Source organism: Paenibacillus sp. SZ31 (genome assembly GCF_012912005.1).
Lineage (GTDB): Bacteria > Bacillota > Bacilli > Paenibacillales > Paenibacillaceae > Paenibacillus.
Genome location: NZ_JABBEA010000005.1, coordinates 319,428 through 335,800, shown reverse-complemented (window position 1 = coordinate 335,800; position 16,373 = coordinate 319,428). Strand labels below are relative to the sequence as shown.

At 46.8% G+C, this 16,373-nt stretch carries 18 protein-coding genes; 10 read left to right on the top strand and 8 right to left on the bottom strand.

What is annotated here, in order from left to right; genetic code table 11:
* Nucleotides 1-28: 28 nt before the first annotated feature.
* Nucleotides 29-904: an AraC family transcriptional regulator gene (locus HF638_RS13520; protein ID WP_169480659.1), complete on the bottom strand. Its 876-nt coding sequence runs from the start codon at nucleotides 902-904 to the stop codon at nucleotides 29-31.
* 108 nt (nucleotides 905-1,012) lie between these two features.
* On the opposite strand from HF638_RS13520, the gene HF638_RS13515 reads away from it, so the two are divergent.
* A complete protein-coding gene (locus HF638_RS13515) occupies nucleotides 1,013-2,170 on the top strand; it encodes a Gfo/Idh/MocA family protein (RefSeq protein WP_169480658.1) in 1,158 nt (385 codons plus the stop codon).
* Between the two features lie 90 nt (nucleotides 2,171-2,260).
* On the opposite strand, the gene HF638_RS13510 is transcribed toward HF638_RS13515, so the two are convergent.
* The gene (locus HF638_RS13510) at nucleotides 2,261-3,388 is read right to left on the bottom strand and encodes a glycoside hydrolase family 88 protein (protein ID WP_169480657.1); all 1,128 of its coding nucleotides are present in this window, start codon (nucleotides 3,386-3,388) and stop codon (nucleotides 2,261-2,263) included.
* Between the two features lie 141 nt (nucleotides 3,389-3,529).
* Here HF638_RS13510 and HF638_RS13505 point away from each other — a divergent pair, with 141 nt between their 5' ends.
* Nucleotides 3,530-4,402 (top strand): AraC family transcriptional regulator, encoded by an 873-nt coding sequence (locus HF638_RS13505; protein WP_169480656.1) that lies wholly within the window; start codon nucleotides 3,530-3,532, stop codon nucleotides 4,400-4,402.
* A 174-nt stretch (nucleotides 4,403-4,576) separates the two neighbouring features.
* On the opposite strand, the gene HF638_RS13500 is transcribed toward HF638_RS13505, so the two are convergent.
* Nucleotides 4,577-4,897, bottom strand: a complete 321-nt coding sequence (locus HF638_RS13500; RefSeq protein ID WP_036605715.1) for a winged helix-turn-helix transcriptional regulator — start codon at nucleotides 4,895-4,897, stop codon at nucleotides 4,577-4,579.
* 414 nt (nucleotides 4,898-5,311) lie between these two features.
* Between HF638_RS13500 and zwf the strand changes: the two genes are divergently transcribed.
* The 3 genes from zwf (at nucleotide 5,312) to yunB (ending at nucleotide 9,300) form a co-directional block, all read left to right on the top strand.
* Nucleotides 5,312-6,766, top strand: a complete 1,455-nt coding sequence (gene zwf, locus HF638_RS13495; RefSeq protein ID WP_169480655.1) for a glucose-6-phosphate dehydrogenase — start codon at nucleotides 5,312-5,314, stop codon at nucleotides 6,764-6,766.
* Nucleotides 6,767-7,297: 531 nt separating this feature from the next.
* On the top strand, nucleotides 7,298-8,191 hold the full coding sequence (gnd, locus tag HF638_RS13490; RefSeq protein ID WP_169480654.1) for a phosphogluconate dehydrogenase (NAD(+)-dependent, decarboxylating): 894 nt from the start codon (nucleotides 7,298-7,300) through the stop codon (nucleotides 8,189-8,191).
* A 233-nt stretch (nucleotides 8,192-8,424) separates the two neighbouring features.
* Nucleotides 8,425-9,300 (top strand): sporulation protein YunB, encoded by an 876-nt coding sequence (gene yunB, locus HF638_RS13485; RefSeq protein WP_169480653.1) that lies wholly within the window; start codon nucleotides 8,425-8,427, stop codon nucleotides 9,298-9,300.
* An 88-nt stretch (nucleotides 9,301-9,388) separates the two neighbouring features.
* Here the strand turns inward: yunB and HF638_RS13480 are convergent, their stop codons facing one another.
* Nucleotides 9,389-10,459 (bottom strand): peptidoglycan DD-metalloendopeptidase family protein, encoded by a 1,071-nt coding sequence (locus tag HF638_RS13480; protein ID WP_169480652.1) that lies wholly within the window; start codon nucleotides 10,457-10,459, stop codon nucleotides 9,389-9,391.
* Nucleotides 10,460-10,699: 240 nt separating this feature from the next.
* On the opposite strand from HF638_RS13480, the gene lipA reads away from it, so the two are divergent.
* The gene (gene lipA, locus HF638_RS13475) at nucleotides 10,700-11,599 is read left to right on the top strand and encodes a lipoyl synthase (RefSeq protein WP_017692371.1); all 900 of its coding nucleotides are present in this window, start codon (nucleotides 10,700-10,702) and stop codon (nucleotides 11,597-11,599) included.
* 14 nt (nucleotides 11,600-11,613) lie between these two features.
* A complete protein-coding gene (locus tag HF638_RS28420) occupies nucleotides 11,614-12,033 on the top strand; it encodes a YutD family protein (RefSeq protein ID WP_248278130.1) in 420 nt (139 codons plus the stop codon).
* A gap of 28 nt (nucleotides 12,034-12,061) precedes the next feature.
* On the opposite strand, the gene HF638_RS13465 is transcribed toward HF638_RS28420, so the two are convergent.
* Both HF638_RS13465 and ylbJ read right to left on the bottom strand, forming a co-directional pair.
* Complete coding sequence (locus HF638_RS13465; protein ID WP_036673293.1) at nucleotides 12,062-12,865, bottom strand: NAD kinase; 804 nt, start codon at nucleotides 12,863-12,865, stop codon at nucleotides 12,062-12,064.
* 104 nt (nucleotides 12,866-12,969) lie between these two features.
* Nucleotides 12,970-14,220, bottom strand: a complete 1,251-nt coding sequence (gene ylbJ / locus HF638_RS13460; protein WP_169480651.1) for a sporulation integral membrane protein YlbJ — start codon at nucleotides 14,218-14,220, stop codon at nucleotides 12,970-12,972.
* Between the two features lie 153 nt (nucleotides 14,221-14,373).
* Between ylbJ and HF638_RS13455 the strand changes: the two genes are divergently transcribed.
* The 3 genes from HF638_RS13455 (at nucleotide 14,374) to HF638_RS13445 (ending at nucleotide 15,937) form a co-directional block, all read left to right on the top strand.
* Nucleotides 14,374-14,538, top strand: a complete 165-nt coding sequence (locus HF638_RS13455) for a hypothetical protein (protein WP_155984997.1) — start codon at nucleotides 14,374-14,376, stop codon at nucleotides 14,536-14,538.
* A gap of 244 nt (nucleotides 14,539-14,782) precedes the next feature.
* Nucleotides 14,783-15,160: a globin domain-containing protein gene (locus HF638_RS13450; protein ID WP_145151723.1), complete on the top strand. Its 378-nt coding sequence runs from the start codon at nucleotides 14,783-14,785 to the stop codon at nucleotides 15,158-15,160.
* 45 nt (nucleotides 15,161-15,205) lie between these two features.
* Entirely contained in the window at nucleotides 15,206-15,937 is a 732-nt protein-coding gene (locus tag HF638_RS13445; RefSeq protein ID WP_348982105.1) for a DUF2225 domain-containing protein, read from the top strand.
* Nucleotides 15,938-15,961: 24 nt separating this feature from the next.
* On the opposite strand, the gene HF638_RS13440 is transcribed toward HF638_RS13445, so the two are convergent.
* Both HF638_RS13440 and HF638_RS13435 read right to left on the bottom strand, forming a co-directional pair.
* Nucleotides 15,962-16,195: a hypothetical protein gene (locus tag HF638_RS13440; protein WP_062837999.1), complete on the bottom strand. Its 234-nt coding sequence runs from the start codon at nucleotides 16,193-16,195 to the stop codon at nucleotides 15,962-15,964.
* Nucleotides 16,192-16,362: a YycC family protein gene (locus tag HF638_RS13435; RefSeq protein ID WP_076333195.1), complete on the bottom strand. Its 171-nt coding sequence runs from the start codon at nucleotides 16,360-16,362 to the stop codon at nucleotides 16,192-16,194. Before HF638_RS13435 ends, HF638_RS13440 begins: the two co-directional genes overlap by 4 nt.
* Nucleotides 16,363-16,373: the final 11 nt, after the last annotated feature.

Here is a 16,373-nt window from a genome sequence, read left to right as displayed (position 1 = left end):
ATAAGGATGGAAGCATTCATGCGGAACATTACTTCCTCCCCTGCACCTTTAGCCGATATTGATGCGGTGTTGTACCTGTGGCAGTACGGAATACTTTGCAAAAGTAGGAGGGGCTGGTCATGCCAACACGGTGACCGATTTCGGGAACGGTGAGCGAGGAGCGGGTGAGCAGCACACAGGCATGACGAATGCGGGTTGCTTGAGCATAAGCAACAATGGTGGTGCCGGTCGCTTTTTTGAATACATGAGACAGATGATAGGGAGATAAATGAAGTGTATCTGCGATATCCTCCAAACGAAAAGACTCCTGGTAATGTTGTTCAATCCATTGCATGATGGCTTCGGCATGAGGGTGAAGAACGCTTGCACTGGACGAGAGTACATCCTGGGAGTGGCGTTGTTGCCCATCTTGCCACAGATAGCGAAGCTGTGCGAGCAGATCCAATAAAAAGAGGCGTGTATCCTCCTCTACTTCGTGGGGAAGCAGACCTGGATACGTATCTGCATATTGCTCCATTCGTTGAACGAGTGGAGAAGTGTCAGCAAGCCGGATCGGCTGAATGGGGGATTGCTCTCCCAGCAGATCCTGTATGAAGTGGTGAGTCGCCACAAAATGCGACCAAAGTGCCTTCAATATATCAAGCTCAACCATGAGTACATTTCGAATGAAAGGCTGCTGTCTGGATACTTGAATCTGGACGTGGTGCAATTGAAAAGGTCGAAAAATCATGAGCATACCAGGTTCAAGAGAGAAAACCTGTCCTTCGGTGATCAACTGCCCATATCCTTCATGGATATAGGTTATCTCCATCTGTGAGTGAGCATGAAACACTTCGCGAAACGTAGTGTTGGATGCACGACGACAGGCCAGATTAAATTGTTCTCCCAGGATGATGGACATCATGAATGCCTCCCTTAACATGCGCAAGATAGTTTTATTTTAGCACAAGATGAACGCATAAAAGCGCTTTATTATTGTGTATTGTGAAGGGACTAAGGGAGGTATGTAACGATGTTAAAAGTGGCGATTATCGGAGCAGGTGCAATTAGTGGAGCACATATCTCAGCATATTTGGCATTTCCTGAGCGATGTCAGATTGTTGCTGTGGTCGACATGTACGTGGATAAAGCACAGAAGCGAATTAACGAATATGGACTGGAAGGTGCACAAGCTGTCACGGATTACACAGAGTTACTTGCCCAAAACATTGATCTGGTATCAGTCTGTACGCCGCCGTATACGCATGCTCCAATTGCGTGTGATTTCATGCAAGCAGGTGCGCATGTGTTGGTCGAAAAGCCGATGGCTTCTTCCTTGGAGGAAGCGGATCTAATGCTGAGAGCAGCACAAGAAAGTGGCAAGCTACTATCCGTTGTAGCTCAGAATCGTTTTACGACACCGATGATGAAGCTGAAAGGTGTGCTGGACAGTAAACGGATGGGCCCCATCGTACATGTGCAGGTGGATTCGTTCTGGTGGCGGGGTCACAATTATTATGATCTGTGGTGGCGCGGGACATGGGAAAAAGAAGGCGGAGGCTGCACCCTCAATCATGCAGTGCATCATATTGATGCCATGCTTTGGATGATGGGACCTCCAGTGGAATTGCAGGCTATGATGGCGAATACGGCACATGATAATGCCGAAGTTGAGGATATATCCATGGCGATGCTTCGCTTCCAAGAAGGGGCGCTTGGCATGATTACCAGTTCGGTCGTGCATCACGGAGAGGAGCAGCAGTTAATTTTTCAGGGCAAAGAAGCCCGGGTATCTGCACCTTGGAAAGTGGTTGCTTCTACTGCACGGAGTAACGGATTTCCGGAATCCAATCAAGAGCTGGAACAGCAGATTCAGAAGCTGGCTGACGAGTTACCGGATGTTGTTCATGTCGGTCACGCTGGGCAAGTTGAGAATGTGTTAAACGCTATTGAGACAGGATCACCCCTTCTAGTAGATGGAGAAAGTGGTCGAAATACGCTTGAACTGATTGTGGGTATCTATAAGTCGGCAAGCACGGGAGAAAAGGTTATTTTTCCAATAGGGGCGAAAGACGCGTTTTACACAAGAGAAGGAATTATGCAACATGCCGTACACTTTTATGAAAAGAAGACGACGGTAGAGAACTTCGAGGATTCGAGTATTACGCTCGGGAGCAAGTTGGATTCGTAGTATTTTACGTGAAAAAGATGCCCCCTCACATCACAGTGAGATCGGCATCTTTTTTTGTTATAGGTCTATTACACCTACACCACCAAAAAATTAATACACCCGGTGCTTCCATCCATTTAATTTCGCAACTGCTTCCAGATAATAATAATCTCCATAGATCAGGGACACATCGATGAAGGAATTGCCGCTGCCTGTAGCGTGCAGCAAAATCGATTCATGCTCGGGTTGATCCCAGACGGCATAGTTCTCGGTTAAAGAACGAAGGATACGTTCAGCGGCATCTGTGTATAGGCGTTTCTCGCCTTCGGGAACGACGGCGGCCAGCTCTAGAAGACCGGATGCAGCAATGGCTGCGGCGGAACTGTCGCGGGACTGGCCTTCCAGCGTCGGAAGTCTGAAATCCCAATAGGGGACATGATCCTCTGGCAGCGCAGCAATAAAGTAATGAGCTATTCGTTTCGCCGTGTTCAGAAAACGCTCATCTTGGGTATACCGATACGTATTGGCGAACCCATAGAGACCCCATGATGTACCTCGACTCCATGATGAATCCGGGGCATATCCTTGACCACCAAAACATTCAATGTATCGTCCATCTTCGGGATCAAAGGAGATGATATGTTTGGTTGATCCATCTTCTCGGATACCATATTGCATGGTCGTTTCGGCATGATTGATGGCAATGTGTCTGTACCGAGGGTCACCTGTCACCTCAGAAGCCCAGAACAACAGAGAGATATTCAGCATGCAGTCAATGATGGCCCAACCGTATTTATCCTCATTCCAGGCTCGAATGAATTTCCCTGCCGGATTGTAACGACCTGCGAGGAAATTGGCTGCTTCCAGACCACGTCTGAGCGCATCTTCGTCGCCTGTGATCTTGTGTTTGATAACAGCGGTGGAGAGGAACTGGAAGCCCACATCATGATGAAGTTCCACGGTAGGTTTAACAAACCATTGCTCCAGCATCTCATCCCACGACCATGACGCATCCCGATAGGATTGTTCTCCCGTCATATCATACATAATCCATAACATGCCAGGCCAGAAACCGGAAGCCCACCAGTCGGTATTGATGTTATCGTACTTGCCGTCCTTTCCTGCAAAATGAGGGCATTTATCTCCAATATGTTCTTTCATTTCACCTACTTTTCGTTCCAATCTCTGCATTACTTCTTGCCAATATGTGGTTGTAACAGCCGATCCTGGTTTAGTCATATCCAGCCTCCTGAGTGTAGAATTAGAAAGTAAGATAACGCTTTCTCATGTGCTCAGTATATCTTTTTCTATTCACACAAAGTTGTGTTAGGATATGAAGAAATGTTGTTCTGTTGTCATCATATGGGAGGGTGAACAGGGATGCTGGAGCGTGTGGAATTTGGAGGATCTACGTTAGCGTGGGATTATCAAATCAAGTCTGTGGATCATTTCAAAGGATATTATCATTGGCATCAATGTGGAGAATTTCTATACGTTCATCAAGGTGAGGGCATAGTAGTCGTTAACAATCATACCTATCCGATTCGCCAAGGCATGCTGTTCTTTTTCCAACCCTATCAATTGCATCATGTCTATGCGGAAGTTCATCCAAATACCCCGTATGAGCGAAATATCTTCTATGTAGAGCCGATAGTCATGGATCGTTATCTGCAAGCGTTCCCGCATAGGCGTTCTTTTTTTTCGAGGTTGTGGAATGGGCGCAATCAGCAACAAGTTTTTAACCTGAGTTCCCACATGGATCAACTGGATTGGATGTATGAGAGCTACAATCAGTCTCGGAGTCGTGTTGGGGGAGAATGGGAAGAATCGGTGCTGTTTTTGCTTCAGCTATTGAGTGTCTTGGATCAACAAAAAGAGGGAGCAGATGAAGCGCTATCACAGTTCACGGATTCACGTCATCTGAGACACTCGGAGAAGATGATGCGGTGGATTGAAGAGCATTTCGAATATGAGATGAGATTGGATCAGATGGCGGCAGATGTTCATCTGTCCAAATCGTATGCTTCCCGCATTTTCCATCAAGAGACAGGTAGTAGCATTACGGATTACGTCACAGCTCGAAGGTTGAAGCAAGCCTACTTGCTCCTTGAGACAACAACACATTCGGTGGAGGAGATTGGCAGACGTGCCGGATTTCCGAATGGATCGTATTTCATCCAGTTATTTCGCAAATCTGCCGGGACGACCCCGCTGCAGTATCGACAACAATTTGAACGGAGCAGTAAGCATTAATTTGGATTGTAAAAAATAGCGTTATTACGTCTCTATATTTAATTAGTATTCACCGTTCCAATTCAAAAAATCCCGGATGCGGATTGCACTAGCGATTTGCTAAATGCGATACTCCACCTCCGGGATTGCAGCGTTACCTTCAAGCTAAATAAACCATAATGATTCCTCAAAATGTTACAGCCACTTATCAGCCCAACGTTCCACGGCGCTTAGCGCTCTCCCCAGTTCCGTGCCTTTTCGTGACAACATATATTCAGTCCGAACTGGACGTTCCGTGACCACATGGCGAACCACAAGTCCTTCTTCCTCCAATTCCTTCATTCGCTCATTCAACACACGTTTGCTCAAGTCAGGGATATAAGCGTGAATCTCACTGAAGCGTTTGGGCTCCTCCATCAATGCATGAATAATGAGGGCTACCCATTTTCGGCCAATGATCTGATAAGATTGTTCCACTTTTGTGCATATTTGCTTGGCATTCTCATCATCGCTCATGATTGTACTCCTTTGAATTAGTATTGCTTGTAATATCATTAGTATACTTATTGTAACCTACTTGTCTATAAGCCATATGTGTAAAATGTCACATACCAATTGTTCTTAATGTTACCACATAAAGCGTTATCATCAAATAAAAACCCTATAAACACTGGAGTTCACAGGTTCGACATGATTATTGACGAATTGTGACGACAGGTGTAATATGGGTAACGTTAATTCAAATGGTTACAATTTATAACCTAAACACAGGTTGTGGAGAGAAGGAATGTTCCATGGTTGAATTCAGGTGCGTTATATAACGGAGGCAAGGCGGGGAACACACCCACTTATTCCGTCTTTTGTCATGCTTGGATTTGAACATTTTGCAACATCATATACTATACTGCACAGATCACAGGAGGCAATCCAATGGATGCAATGACATTTGTCCTGTTCGGGGCAACTGGCGATTTAGCCAAACGCAAGATTTACCCTGCATTATATAACTTGTACATGGATCAGAAAATGCCGAAATCCTTCTCCGTTATCGGTTTGGGACGACGTGAATTGTCGGATACGGAATTCCAGGCGAATGTTGAAAAGTCACTGAATGAATTTTCACGTCAGACGCCAGAAGAAGCATCTCAGGTTCGTGATTTCATTGGAGCTTTCCGTTATTGTTCTTTAAATAATACGAAGCTTGAAGATTACACCAAACTGTTGGAACTGGTTCAACAGCGTGAACAAGAGCTTAACATTCCTGAAAATCGCATGTTCTACATGTCGGTGGCACCGGAATTCTTTGAACCAATCGCATTGAACATTCAAGAAAGTGGCCTGGGTAACACCAAAGGCTGGAAGAAACTGATTATCGAAAAACCATTCGGACACGACCTGCAATCAGCGCGTGATTTGAACGAAAAACTGAGCAATACCTTTGCGGAAGAAGAGATCTATCGCATTGACCATTTCCTCGGTAAACCGATGGTTCAAAATATTGAGACACTCACCTATGCGAATCCGGTGATTCAGGCGCTGTGGTCTAACCGTTATATTGCCAATGTACAGATCACGGCTAGTGAGACGGTGGGTGTTGAAGAACGTGCCGCTTATTACGACCAAAGTGGTGCCCTGCGTGACATGTTCCAAAACCATATGCTTCAGTTGCTGATGATGATCGGTTTGCATTTGCCAAAACGCTGCACACCGGAAGAGATTCAATTCAAAAAACAAAAGATTGCTGAAGCACTTCGTCCTTTGACGAAAGAAAACGTCGCTTCTGAAGTTGTTCGTGCGCAATATGCAGCAGGTGAGCTGCAAGGTGCTTCGGTTGTTGGATATCTGGACGAGCCTGGCATCCCTGCCGGATCTCAGAACGAGACGTATGTTGCCGCGAGACTGTGGATCGATGATCCATTCTGGAGCGAGGTTCCATTTTACATCCGTACAGGTAAACGCCTGGCTGAGAAATCCACCCGAATCGTTGTTGAATTCAAGGCTCCACTGAAGACCGGTCATGAATCCGAAAATACAACGGCACCTAACCTGCTGACCATTGAAATTGGTCCGGGAGAAAGCATCTCGCTTCAATTAAATGCGAAGAATCCATTGAACCATGGTGAAGTGGAACCAATGCATATGACCTTCAACTCAGGTAAACGTAACATTCCGGAAGCCTACGAGAATCTGATCTTTGATGCGATGCGTGGAGATTCCACCTTCTTCGCTCACTGGAACGAAGTGGAGCTGGCATGGCAATGGGTGCAACCGATTCAGGAAGCATTCGAAGCGGGCAACGTGCCACTGGATACGTACAGCGCAGGTTCGCATGGACCAGAGTCAGCAGATCGCCTGACCGCAGCAGACGGTTATCGTTGGTGGTAAGTGTAAAAGAGTAAGCACAAGAAAAAAGAACGGTACAATCCATTCTGCTCACAAATGAACATTCTGCACAAATTTAAAAAGAACCTTCCGATCATTAAGGTATAGAACGAAATTTTTATATTCGCTAGAGCTTGTACTTGTAAGCGAGTTAAATCGAATGGTGCAAATTGCTAATATAAACACTGTATCTACTATGAATCATACCGTTCCAATTTTGCATAAGCCCTTCCGGTTATGATTGCCGGAAGGCCGTGAAAATTTTTGAATATAGATTAGCGGTTCAGTTTTAAAATGGGTTGGCTTGAACGCTGAGAATGTAGTGTAGGGGACGAAATCGATTCTGTAGAAGCAAAGCGTTCGCCTTTATCCCCGGATTTTCTCCTAAATAGGAGATTCAAAAAATCTGGGGATAACAGCGATCAAAAGAACGATTCGTGACCGGAACGGATACTTCGCCAAACGTTAAGCACTTATTTTTAATTTTGAACACAAATGAAATTTAAACATTGTTCATAACAGGAGGATTTTGAAATGAAACTTGGACTCGTCGGATTAGGAAAAATGGGATTGAACCTGGGTAGAAACCTGATTGATCACAAACACGAAGTGGTTGCTTTTGACCTGAACGCTGAAGCAGTAAAAGAAATGAAAGAATACGGCGCTGAAGGCGTATCTTCTTACGCAGAGATGGTGGCTTCACTCGAATCCCCACGTGTACTGTGGATCATGGTTCCCCACAACGTGGTAGATGCTGTACTGGCTGAAGTTAGCCCATTGTTGTCCAAAGGCGACATCATCATTGAAGCGGGTAACTCCCACTACAAAGAATCCATCCGTCGCTACGAAGAGATGAAACCTAAAGGCATTCACTACATGGATGCAGGTACATCTGGCGGTATGGAAGGCGCACGTAATGGAGCATGTTATATGATCGGTGGAGACCCGGAAGCTTGGGCAATCGTTGAGCCGGCATTCAAAGATACTTCCGTAGAGAACGGCTACCTGTATGCAGGTAAAGCGGGCAGCGGTCACTTCCTCAAAATGGTTCACAATGGTATCGAGTACGGTATGATGGCATCCATCGGTGAAGGTTTTGACGTATTGGAGAAAAGTGGATTTGATTTCGACTTTGAACAAGTGGCTCGCGTATGGAACAACGGTTCCGTTATCCGCTCTTGGTTGATGGAGCTGACAGAACGTGCCTTCTCCAAAGATGCGAACCTCGATGAGATTAAAGGCGTAATGCACTCTTCTGGCGAAGGACGTTGGACGGTAGAAACGGCATTTGATCTTCAAACCGCTACACCGGTTATCGCTTTGTCCTTGCTGATGCGTTACCGTTCCTTGGAGACAGATACCTTCACAGGTAAAGTGGTAGCAGCACTGCGTAACGAATTTGGCGGTCACGCTGTAGAGAAAAATTAATTTTTTATATCACATCGGAACATAAAGCCTCTCGCTTTGCAGATTAATCTGCGGGCGGGAGTTTTTTTTATCTCTGTTTTCGTATTTTCCTATTAGCAATGGTGAAGACTTGTCTCTTTTAACTTGTTATTACTTTCTGTCCAGTGTCCATGTGCTGTCCTTCTTTTTCGGGACAACGGTGCATAAGGTTAACATATAGCCTATAGCTCATCCCGTAGGGGAGGGACACTTCGATGATGAGAAGAAGATGGCGAAGCCGGAGACGCCGTAAGCCGCCAAGCGGCAAGCGCAAAATGTGGTTGATCATTTTACTGGTGACAGCGTTTTGTTTAATGCAGGGTTTTGCCTATGTAGATAAGAAAATGAAGCCTCCAATCATGCACTTGGCCAAGATCAGAGTGAAGCAGATTGCGACCGAAGCGATCAACAAGGCGATTACAGCTCAGGTGGCAGACGGCAAAACCAACGAAGGGCTGATTGATTGGAAGACGGATACTGCCGGGAAAGTGTCCGGTTTCATGCTGAACTACAATGAGCATATGCGAATCACCGCAAGTACGATGAATATTGTGCAATCCACGCTTCAGAATGTACACATGTTAAAAGAAAAGATACCGCTAGGTCAGGCGCTGGGCAGTCCCATGATGGCTTCATTTGGTCCGAGTATACCGGTTCGTATTGAACCTCAAGGCGCTGTCAAAGTGGACCTAAACACCCGTCAACAGAATGCAGGTATTAACATGATCTTGGTGGAAGTGTACATTCACATCATTGCTGAGGTCGCGGTCGTGGTGCCCTTCGATATGGAGCCTGAAACGGTTGATACAGAAATCCCGATTTCCTATCTTTTGGTTGTCGGGGATGTGCCTATGTATTATTACGATAATCAGGGCAAGCCGGTAGGCAGTAACGGCAGTCAGGCGCCAGCTATTGCGCTGCCATCAGGTCATACGGGTGTATCAAGCGGTAATGGGGTGACTACGAATCCCCCAAGCCAGAACCAGCAACAGGCGCCGTCAGACCATTTGCAAGGGGGCGAACTTGAATTTGAGCCAGATCTGCCTGATATCCATGGGGGAGTGCAGCCTAATAAGGACGCGCAGCCGTAAATCACATTTTAATAAGTAAAGCGAAAAGGGACCTCTATCCAAGAGGTCCCTTTTTTGAATGCCGTTCCTGTATATTGCGTATCCATACTTACTTGCTCTTATTCTTCTTCTGTTTGCGTTCATCCTGTTCCCAATGTTTCAGCTGCGGATAAGGATCGAACGACCATTCGTGCAGTCCACTGTCCCGGTAGATCCCGTAGTGCAGATGCGGAGGGAATTTGCCCTGTGTCCCAGGTTTCCCGTAACCTGAACTACCTACCCAACCTACGACCTGACCGGGAATAACCACTTCACCGATGCGTGCGCTCTTGTCAAAACCCGAGAGATGGGCGTAGTAATGATAATGGTTGTTCAAATCCCGAATGCCGATTCGCCAGCCGCCAAACGGATTCCAGCCTTTGATCTCCACGACTCCGTAACAGGTGCTGCGAACAGGCAGGCCATGCGGAGCGAAGATGTCGGTTCCCTCATGAATGCGATAGCCACCCCAGCTTCGTTTCGTCCCCCAGGTGCTGCGATAGGAGTAGTTAGTTCCGAGCGGGACCGGAAAGGCATGTCCAAATAGATCCAGATTGTCAAAATGCTCATATAACTTCGCGAATTGCTGTATCCGTTGTACAGCACGGGAGTTGTGATAATATTCCCACAAGGCAATGTTGAAGTCCTCTTGCTTGTTCCCGTAACCCTGAATAACAGAAGCTATACTGTACAGCACATCCTGATCATTGTTGGCATCCGCTATACCGTCTCCTGAACCATCACGCCCATATCCTTTGAAAAAAAGAATGGATTCCGGATGTTGATCCGTCTCATCCGGATTTAGCCATCCTCTCCAGGCTGGAGAGGTCATGAAGACACCTGTGAGCCGCTCCGGATGCTTGCGATCCTTCGGGTGTGCACGGGTAATCGTACGTTCATACTGATCAATGGCGGCCAGCCTGTACCAGGGGATCTGAGTCATCTGACCAATGCTCTCATATAAATGGCGACGTGCAGCGAAAATTTCTGCGGGCTTTAGCTCAGCTGCCTGTGGTTTGGGAGTGGCCTGGGCGGGTTCACCGTAAACATCAACAGGCAAGAATGGGATAAGCAGAGTACCTGCAAGTAATGTTTTGATCCAAAAGCGGTACGTGTGCCTGAAGGTCAAGCGTTGTTGCACTGGGAAGCAGCCCCTTTCCATTAAAATGATACAAGGTACCCGATGAACCATGCTAAAGGTTAGCGTTCTTCAAAAGTTCTCATTTTATCCATGTCAGCACTTGGGATGAATCGAATGATGCAAATTGTCCATATCGGGCATGAATGCACAAGATGTGACAAATGGGAGTTTTTCCAACGCTTTCATGGTATAATATGTTCCGAGCAACAGCCTAACTTCAGTAGAAAGAAGGTTTATGCATTGGCTAAACGTGTTAAAGAACCGAAACCGGATTGGATTCGGATCAAATTGACAACCGGCGATAACTATCAGGAAATGAAAACGATGATGCGTTCCAAAACGCTGCATACGGTATGTGAGGAAGCACGGTGCCCGAATATTTATGAATGCTGGGCCAATCGAACGGCCACTTTTATGATTTTGGGCGACATTTGCACAAGGGCATGCCGTTTTTGCGCGGTGAACACAGGCTTGCCAACGGAGCTTGATTTGCAGGAACCAGAACGTGTGGCGGAAGCAGCAGAGCAGATGAATCTGCAACACTGCGTAATTACAAGTGTAGCCCGTGACGACCTGAAGGACGGGGGAGCTACGATCTTTGCAGAGACGGTAAAGGCCGTACGGCGGCGTTTGCCATTGTGCAGCGTTGAAGTACTCATTCCAGACTTTCTGGGCGATCGGGAATCTTTGCAGATAGTAATGGATGCCAAACCCGACATACTGAATCACAATATTGAGACGGTTGAGCGGTTGTCAGACAAAGTGCGTGCCAAGGCGAAATATAAACGTTCACTGGAATTGCTTGCTCGTGCCAAAGAAATGCAACCTAACATCCCAACGAAATCAAGCATTATGCTTGGTGTAGGTGAGGAATATAATGAAATTTTATCAACAATGGATGATCTTCGTGCGGTGAACTGCGATATTATGACGATTGGTCAATATTTGCAGCCATCGGAGAAACATCTGTATGTTGAAAAGTATTATCCGCCAGAGGAGTTCGCTGCATTGAAACAGGAAGGATTAAAACGTGGGTTCAGCCACGTCGAATCCGGCCCAATGGTACGCAGCTCCTACCATGCGCATGAACAGGTGAAATCGGCTACCAAACATGCTGAACAGGCGGCAACACACGCGTGATGGAGGATACCGGATTGGAAGAAGAAAAAATCACAGAACAGATTCAGGACCAAGTTCAGGAACAGATCCAGGAGCCGGTTCAGGAATCAGTTGTTGAGTCAGTTGAGGAAAAGCCCAAAGAACCGGTCATTGTACAGATCGGCGGCAAAAATTATGAAATCGTACAGAACCACAAAGAAGGCTGGAATCCAGAGGTCTTCCGTGATCGTTACAGTGAAGTGCTGGAGCGTTATGATTATATTATCGGGGACTGGGGTTATAGCCAGTTAAGGTTAAAAGGTTTTTACCGCGATAACCATCCGAAAGCGACGAAGGATTCCACGATTGCCAGTATGGTGGATTATATCAATGAATATTGTAACTTTGGCTGTGCGTACTTTGTGCTTCATAAGAGCAAAGATCAACCTCAAGCCAAAGCAAAAAGCGGTTCCTGAGAAGGACCGCTTTTTTGGTGTGCGTATGTTAGTCGAGAAATGCCGTGCGAACCCGGTTCCAGAATGGATAAGGACGGAAACGCGCGAAACTGACCTTGTGACTGGATACCTGACAACGGACAGAGATCAGATCCTCCACCATCACGTTCACATGATCAATCGTCATCAATAACCGCTGATCCTTGCGAGAGAAAATATCACAATGATGATGCTTGGGCAAAATAACCGGTGAACCAAGTGTACGATAGACACGGTTATTAATCGAAGCAATCTCCGCAATCTGAATGGCTTCAATGGTTGGATGAACCATGGCGCCGCCAAGGGCCTTGTTGTATGCCGTGCTGCCTGATGGCGTGGATACACAGATTCCATCCCCACGGAACATTTCAAATGTCACATCGTTAATATCGACCTGGGCCACGACGGTACCGTCCACACCTTTTAACGTAAACTCATTAAGGGCGATGTAAGAGGAGTTCCCTGACTTTTTACGAATCTCAAGCTCCAACAGAGGATATTGTACAATGCGTGGTTTGAGACGCTCCGGATCTCCCTTGCCACTCATCAGCCGAACTAATTCGCGTAATTCTTCCTTCTTCCAATCGGCGTAAAAGCCGAGATGGCCTGTATGAACCCCAACAAAAGCAATATCCGGAATGCGGTCGATGAAATTGTGAAATGCTTGTAACATCGTACCATCGCCCCCGATGGAGATGACAATCTCCGGCGATTCTGCATCCAGCTTGAACCCTTCTTCCTTCGCCAGCGCATGAAACTGCTGACTGAGATCAATCGATAACTGGTCTCCGCGGTCTTGAACATAGTATCTCAAGATGAAAGCTCCTTTGTGGTCATTATACTACCGATGATAATCAATTCCGCGGAAGAACACAACGTTTGGATGCATATTCAGTGAAATATAGGTGAATAGTGGACTTATTTTTTCGCATGTCTTGGCAGAAGTAGAGAACTTAATATCGCTAAGAATAGCAACAACACGATGAGGCTTGCAAAAACAATCATTCCCGACACGAAGATCAGGCCCCAGTCCGGTGTATACGTCGATAACGATGGGATGAAACCGGGCTCCATGAGAACGGGGGAAGAGGAACGGCCCATCATGGGTGTCCACAACAGTAGGACTAACACCGGTGCGATTAACGCATGAATTGCTCTGGCAAATAGAAAGGGACCGTATCTCATGGGTGTGTTGCTAAGGACACTCATTATCTGGGCATGGACGGATAATCCGCCCCAGGAGAGTACAAAGGCAGCTGCCGCTACTTTATAGACGAGTGGAATGGAGGTGCTGATACCTCCAGCCTCCTTAGCCCCCAAGGTTACTTCAAATAGACCCCCGACCAGGCTTGGGGATAAGGATGGAGGCAATCGGGTATGCCGCAGCAACTGCTCTGTAATCCCGTACAATCCGCCAAGCCAACCGGTCTGCACAAGTAACTCCATCATGACCGAGAAGAATACAACCAGCCCCCCTACGATAATAATAAGGCGAAGGGATGAGGAGACTGCCTGGCGCAACAGTTCACCAAATGCCCGTCCGTCAGCCTTTCTTGCTTCATGCATCGCATAGATGGCACGGACCAGTCTGTTCCGATGTACCTTCTCTGCTAGAGATGGAGAAGGGATGTCTGGCTGTGATCCTTTCGCTGTCCCCCCGTGGAAACGCATGAGCACACCCACCAGAAAAGCAGCAGCGTAATGGCTCGCAACCAATACTGGCGCAATGGCGACATTGTGGAAGAAGCCAACCGATACCGCGCCAATCATGAAGATCGGATCGGATGATGTGGTGAAGGCAACGAGACGTTCTCCTTCTTCCCGGGTAACCAGCTTTTGTTCCCATAACTGGGCGGTCAGTTTAGCCCCTGTAGGATAACCGGATGCACAGCTTACGGCAAATACGAAACCACCGCTTCCGGGAACACGAAACAATGGACGCATTAATGGATTCAGCAAGGTACCCAAAAAATGAACAATACCGAAGCCGAGTAGTAGCTCGGACAGCACCAAAAAAGGAAAAAGGGAGGGAAACAATACGTCCCACCAGATGGACAGTCCGCGTACACCGGCATGCCAGGTTTCCGCGGGAAACAAGACCATTAACACACAAAGGATCAGGAGAGCGAGTGTGACCAGGACATGGGTGAGTCGTTGTGGAGCAGCCATGAATTCTTCTCCTTTATTTTTTGGAATGGTCGGTGTGCAGTAGTCAGTGGCGCTTTTGCCATCAATATATGAAAAAAAGCGGACAAACAGTACAAAAATATACGTAGAAAGCGCTTGCAAAAGTGGCTGTGTTTTTGAGTGATGTGTGCTAAAATGAGAAAAACGCCTGAACGTCACCTAATTGTCTCCAAGGTGGAATTCAATTCGGATGGAGTGATGATCATGAGTCTTGTCACCGGAATCCTGGTCTGTGCTTTTGTATATGTGATACGTGCCTCGCTGGTACGCTCTGAGGAAGAGGACTGGCGGAGTTATTAATGGAATATCTAGTGCGCCAACCTATGCGGTTGGCGCTTTTTTTGTGCGATGTTTTGAATAAGGTCCTATATACAGATGGCAGGTTATGTGTCCTGATGATTTCATGTTATATAGGACTTTTTGGTTTTTTTTGATAGAATGGAGATAAAGGCTTTTGTGGCCTGGATATTGTTACTGTTTTCACAATGTTCACGGAACGTGTAATATATTGCAAAATTCGACAACAGAAAGGGGAATCAGACGAATGAATCCTAGTTTGAGTATTTATGACAATCTTGGTGGTGAGAAAGGTGTTCGAGCACTGGTCGAGGCTTTCTATCCGATCGTTCAACAGAATGAGCAACTGGCTCCGCTTTTCCCGGAAGATATTCAGCCGGTCATCGACAAGCAGTATATGTTTTTGTCTCAATTTTTTGGAGGTCCGGGGCTGTTTTCCGAGGCGTTTGGACACCCGATGATGCGTGCCCGTCATATGCATTTTGAAGTGACGGTTGAACGGGCTGAGGCTTGGCTTGCATGTATGAATCAAGCGTTAACACAGATTGGTGTGGAGGAGCCCTTGCATTCGTTTATTCTGCAGCGTTTATCCGGGCCTGCACATCATTTTGTAAATACACCGTAGTTCCGAATATGATTATAAGCGTACGGGAGAGGGATGGGGAACCGAGTGGAATTAGAGCCGCTGTATAAGGTGAAGGTAACGTGTCACTATTGTGAAACTGAGTATGACACCTCACGGGTAAGACCGAGCTTGAAAAGACCCTACCGGACGGATTCCGATTTTTGTACTTACTACAAGCTGGAGAATCCGGACTTTTATGTGGTTCGCATCTGTCCGCAGTGTGGATTTGCTTCCACGGAGAACGCAACGGAGCATTTGAATGATGCTCAGCGCAAGGCTTTCAAGGAACAGATCGGTAACCGCTGGGTAAAACGTGACTACAGCGGAGCACGGACACTGGAACAGGCGCTGGCTACGTACAAGCTTGCCTTGCTGTGCGCCCAGGTTATCCAGGAGAAAGACCGTGTTGTCGCTGGCCTGCTGCATCATATAGCTTGGTTGTATCGTTATATGGAGGACCATGCACAGGAACATCGTTTTCTTGAATTTAGCCTTGAAGCTTATGTGAAGGTGTTCGAACGGGAAGGAACGGGTGGCAATGAAGCCAAACTGTTGTATTTGCTCGGGGAGTTGAATCGCAGAGTAGGGCGGTTCAATGAAGCAGTGCAATGGTTCGGTAAGGTCATTCATGACAAGCGGATCACTGATGCGGCTATGATTCGTGCTTCAAGAGAACAGTGGGCCGTGCTGCGCGAGCAGATGATTTCAGGCAAGCTGGAACTTCCTGAAGAGATGCTAGAAGTAGAAAAAGAGGCTACGAAACGTAGCCCCCTCTAGATCATCCTTGGATTTAGACACGTCTTAGTTACGAACAGGACGGCTGGATAACAAATAGTCACTGTCGTTGTCGATCACGGTCATGCTTGCATTACAGCAGGGGAAGACCAGTAATTTCTTTTTTCCTTCGCGAATGAGCACAAGCTCTTTCGGTTTAAGGGGGAGCAGCACATTGCTTGCATGACAGTACGGACATTGCTGTACATAGATATCCCCCATGACAATATCGTAAGGCCAACTGTTTTCAAACGGAATCATTCTTTTTCGCCTTCTGTTGCGGAAGGTTTGGAGGCTTCTTGTTTGGCGAGTTCCGCAATCTTTTGCATCAGGATATGTTGGGGCATGTGCATCAGGTGTTCCAAAGGCACGCCCAAGGATTCTGCTAATTTGACGGCTGTATCAGCCGATACTTGTAAAGGTTTCATACAATTACCTC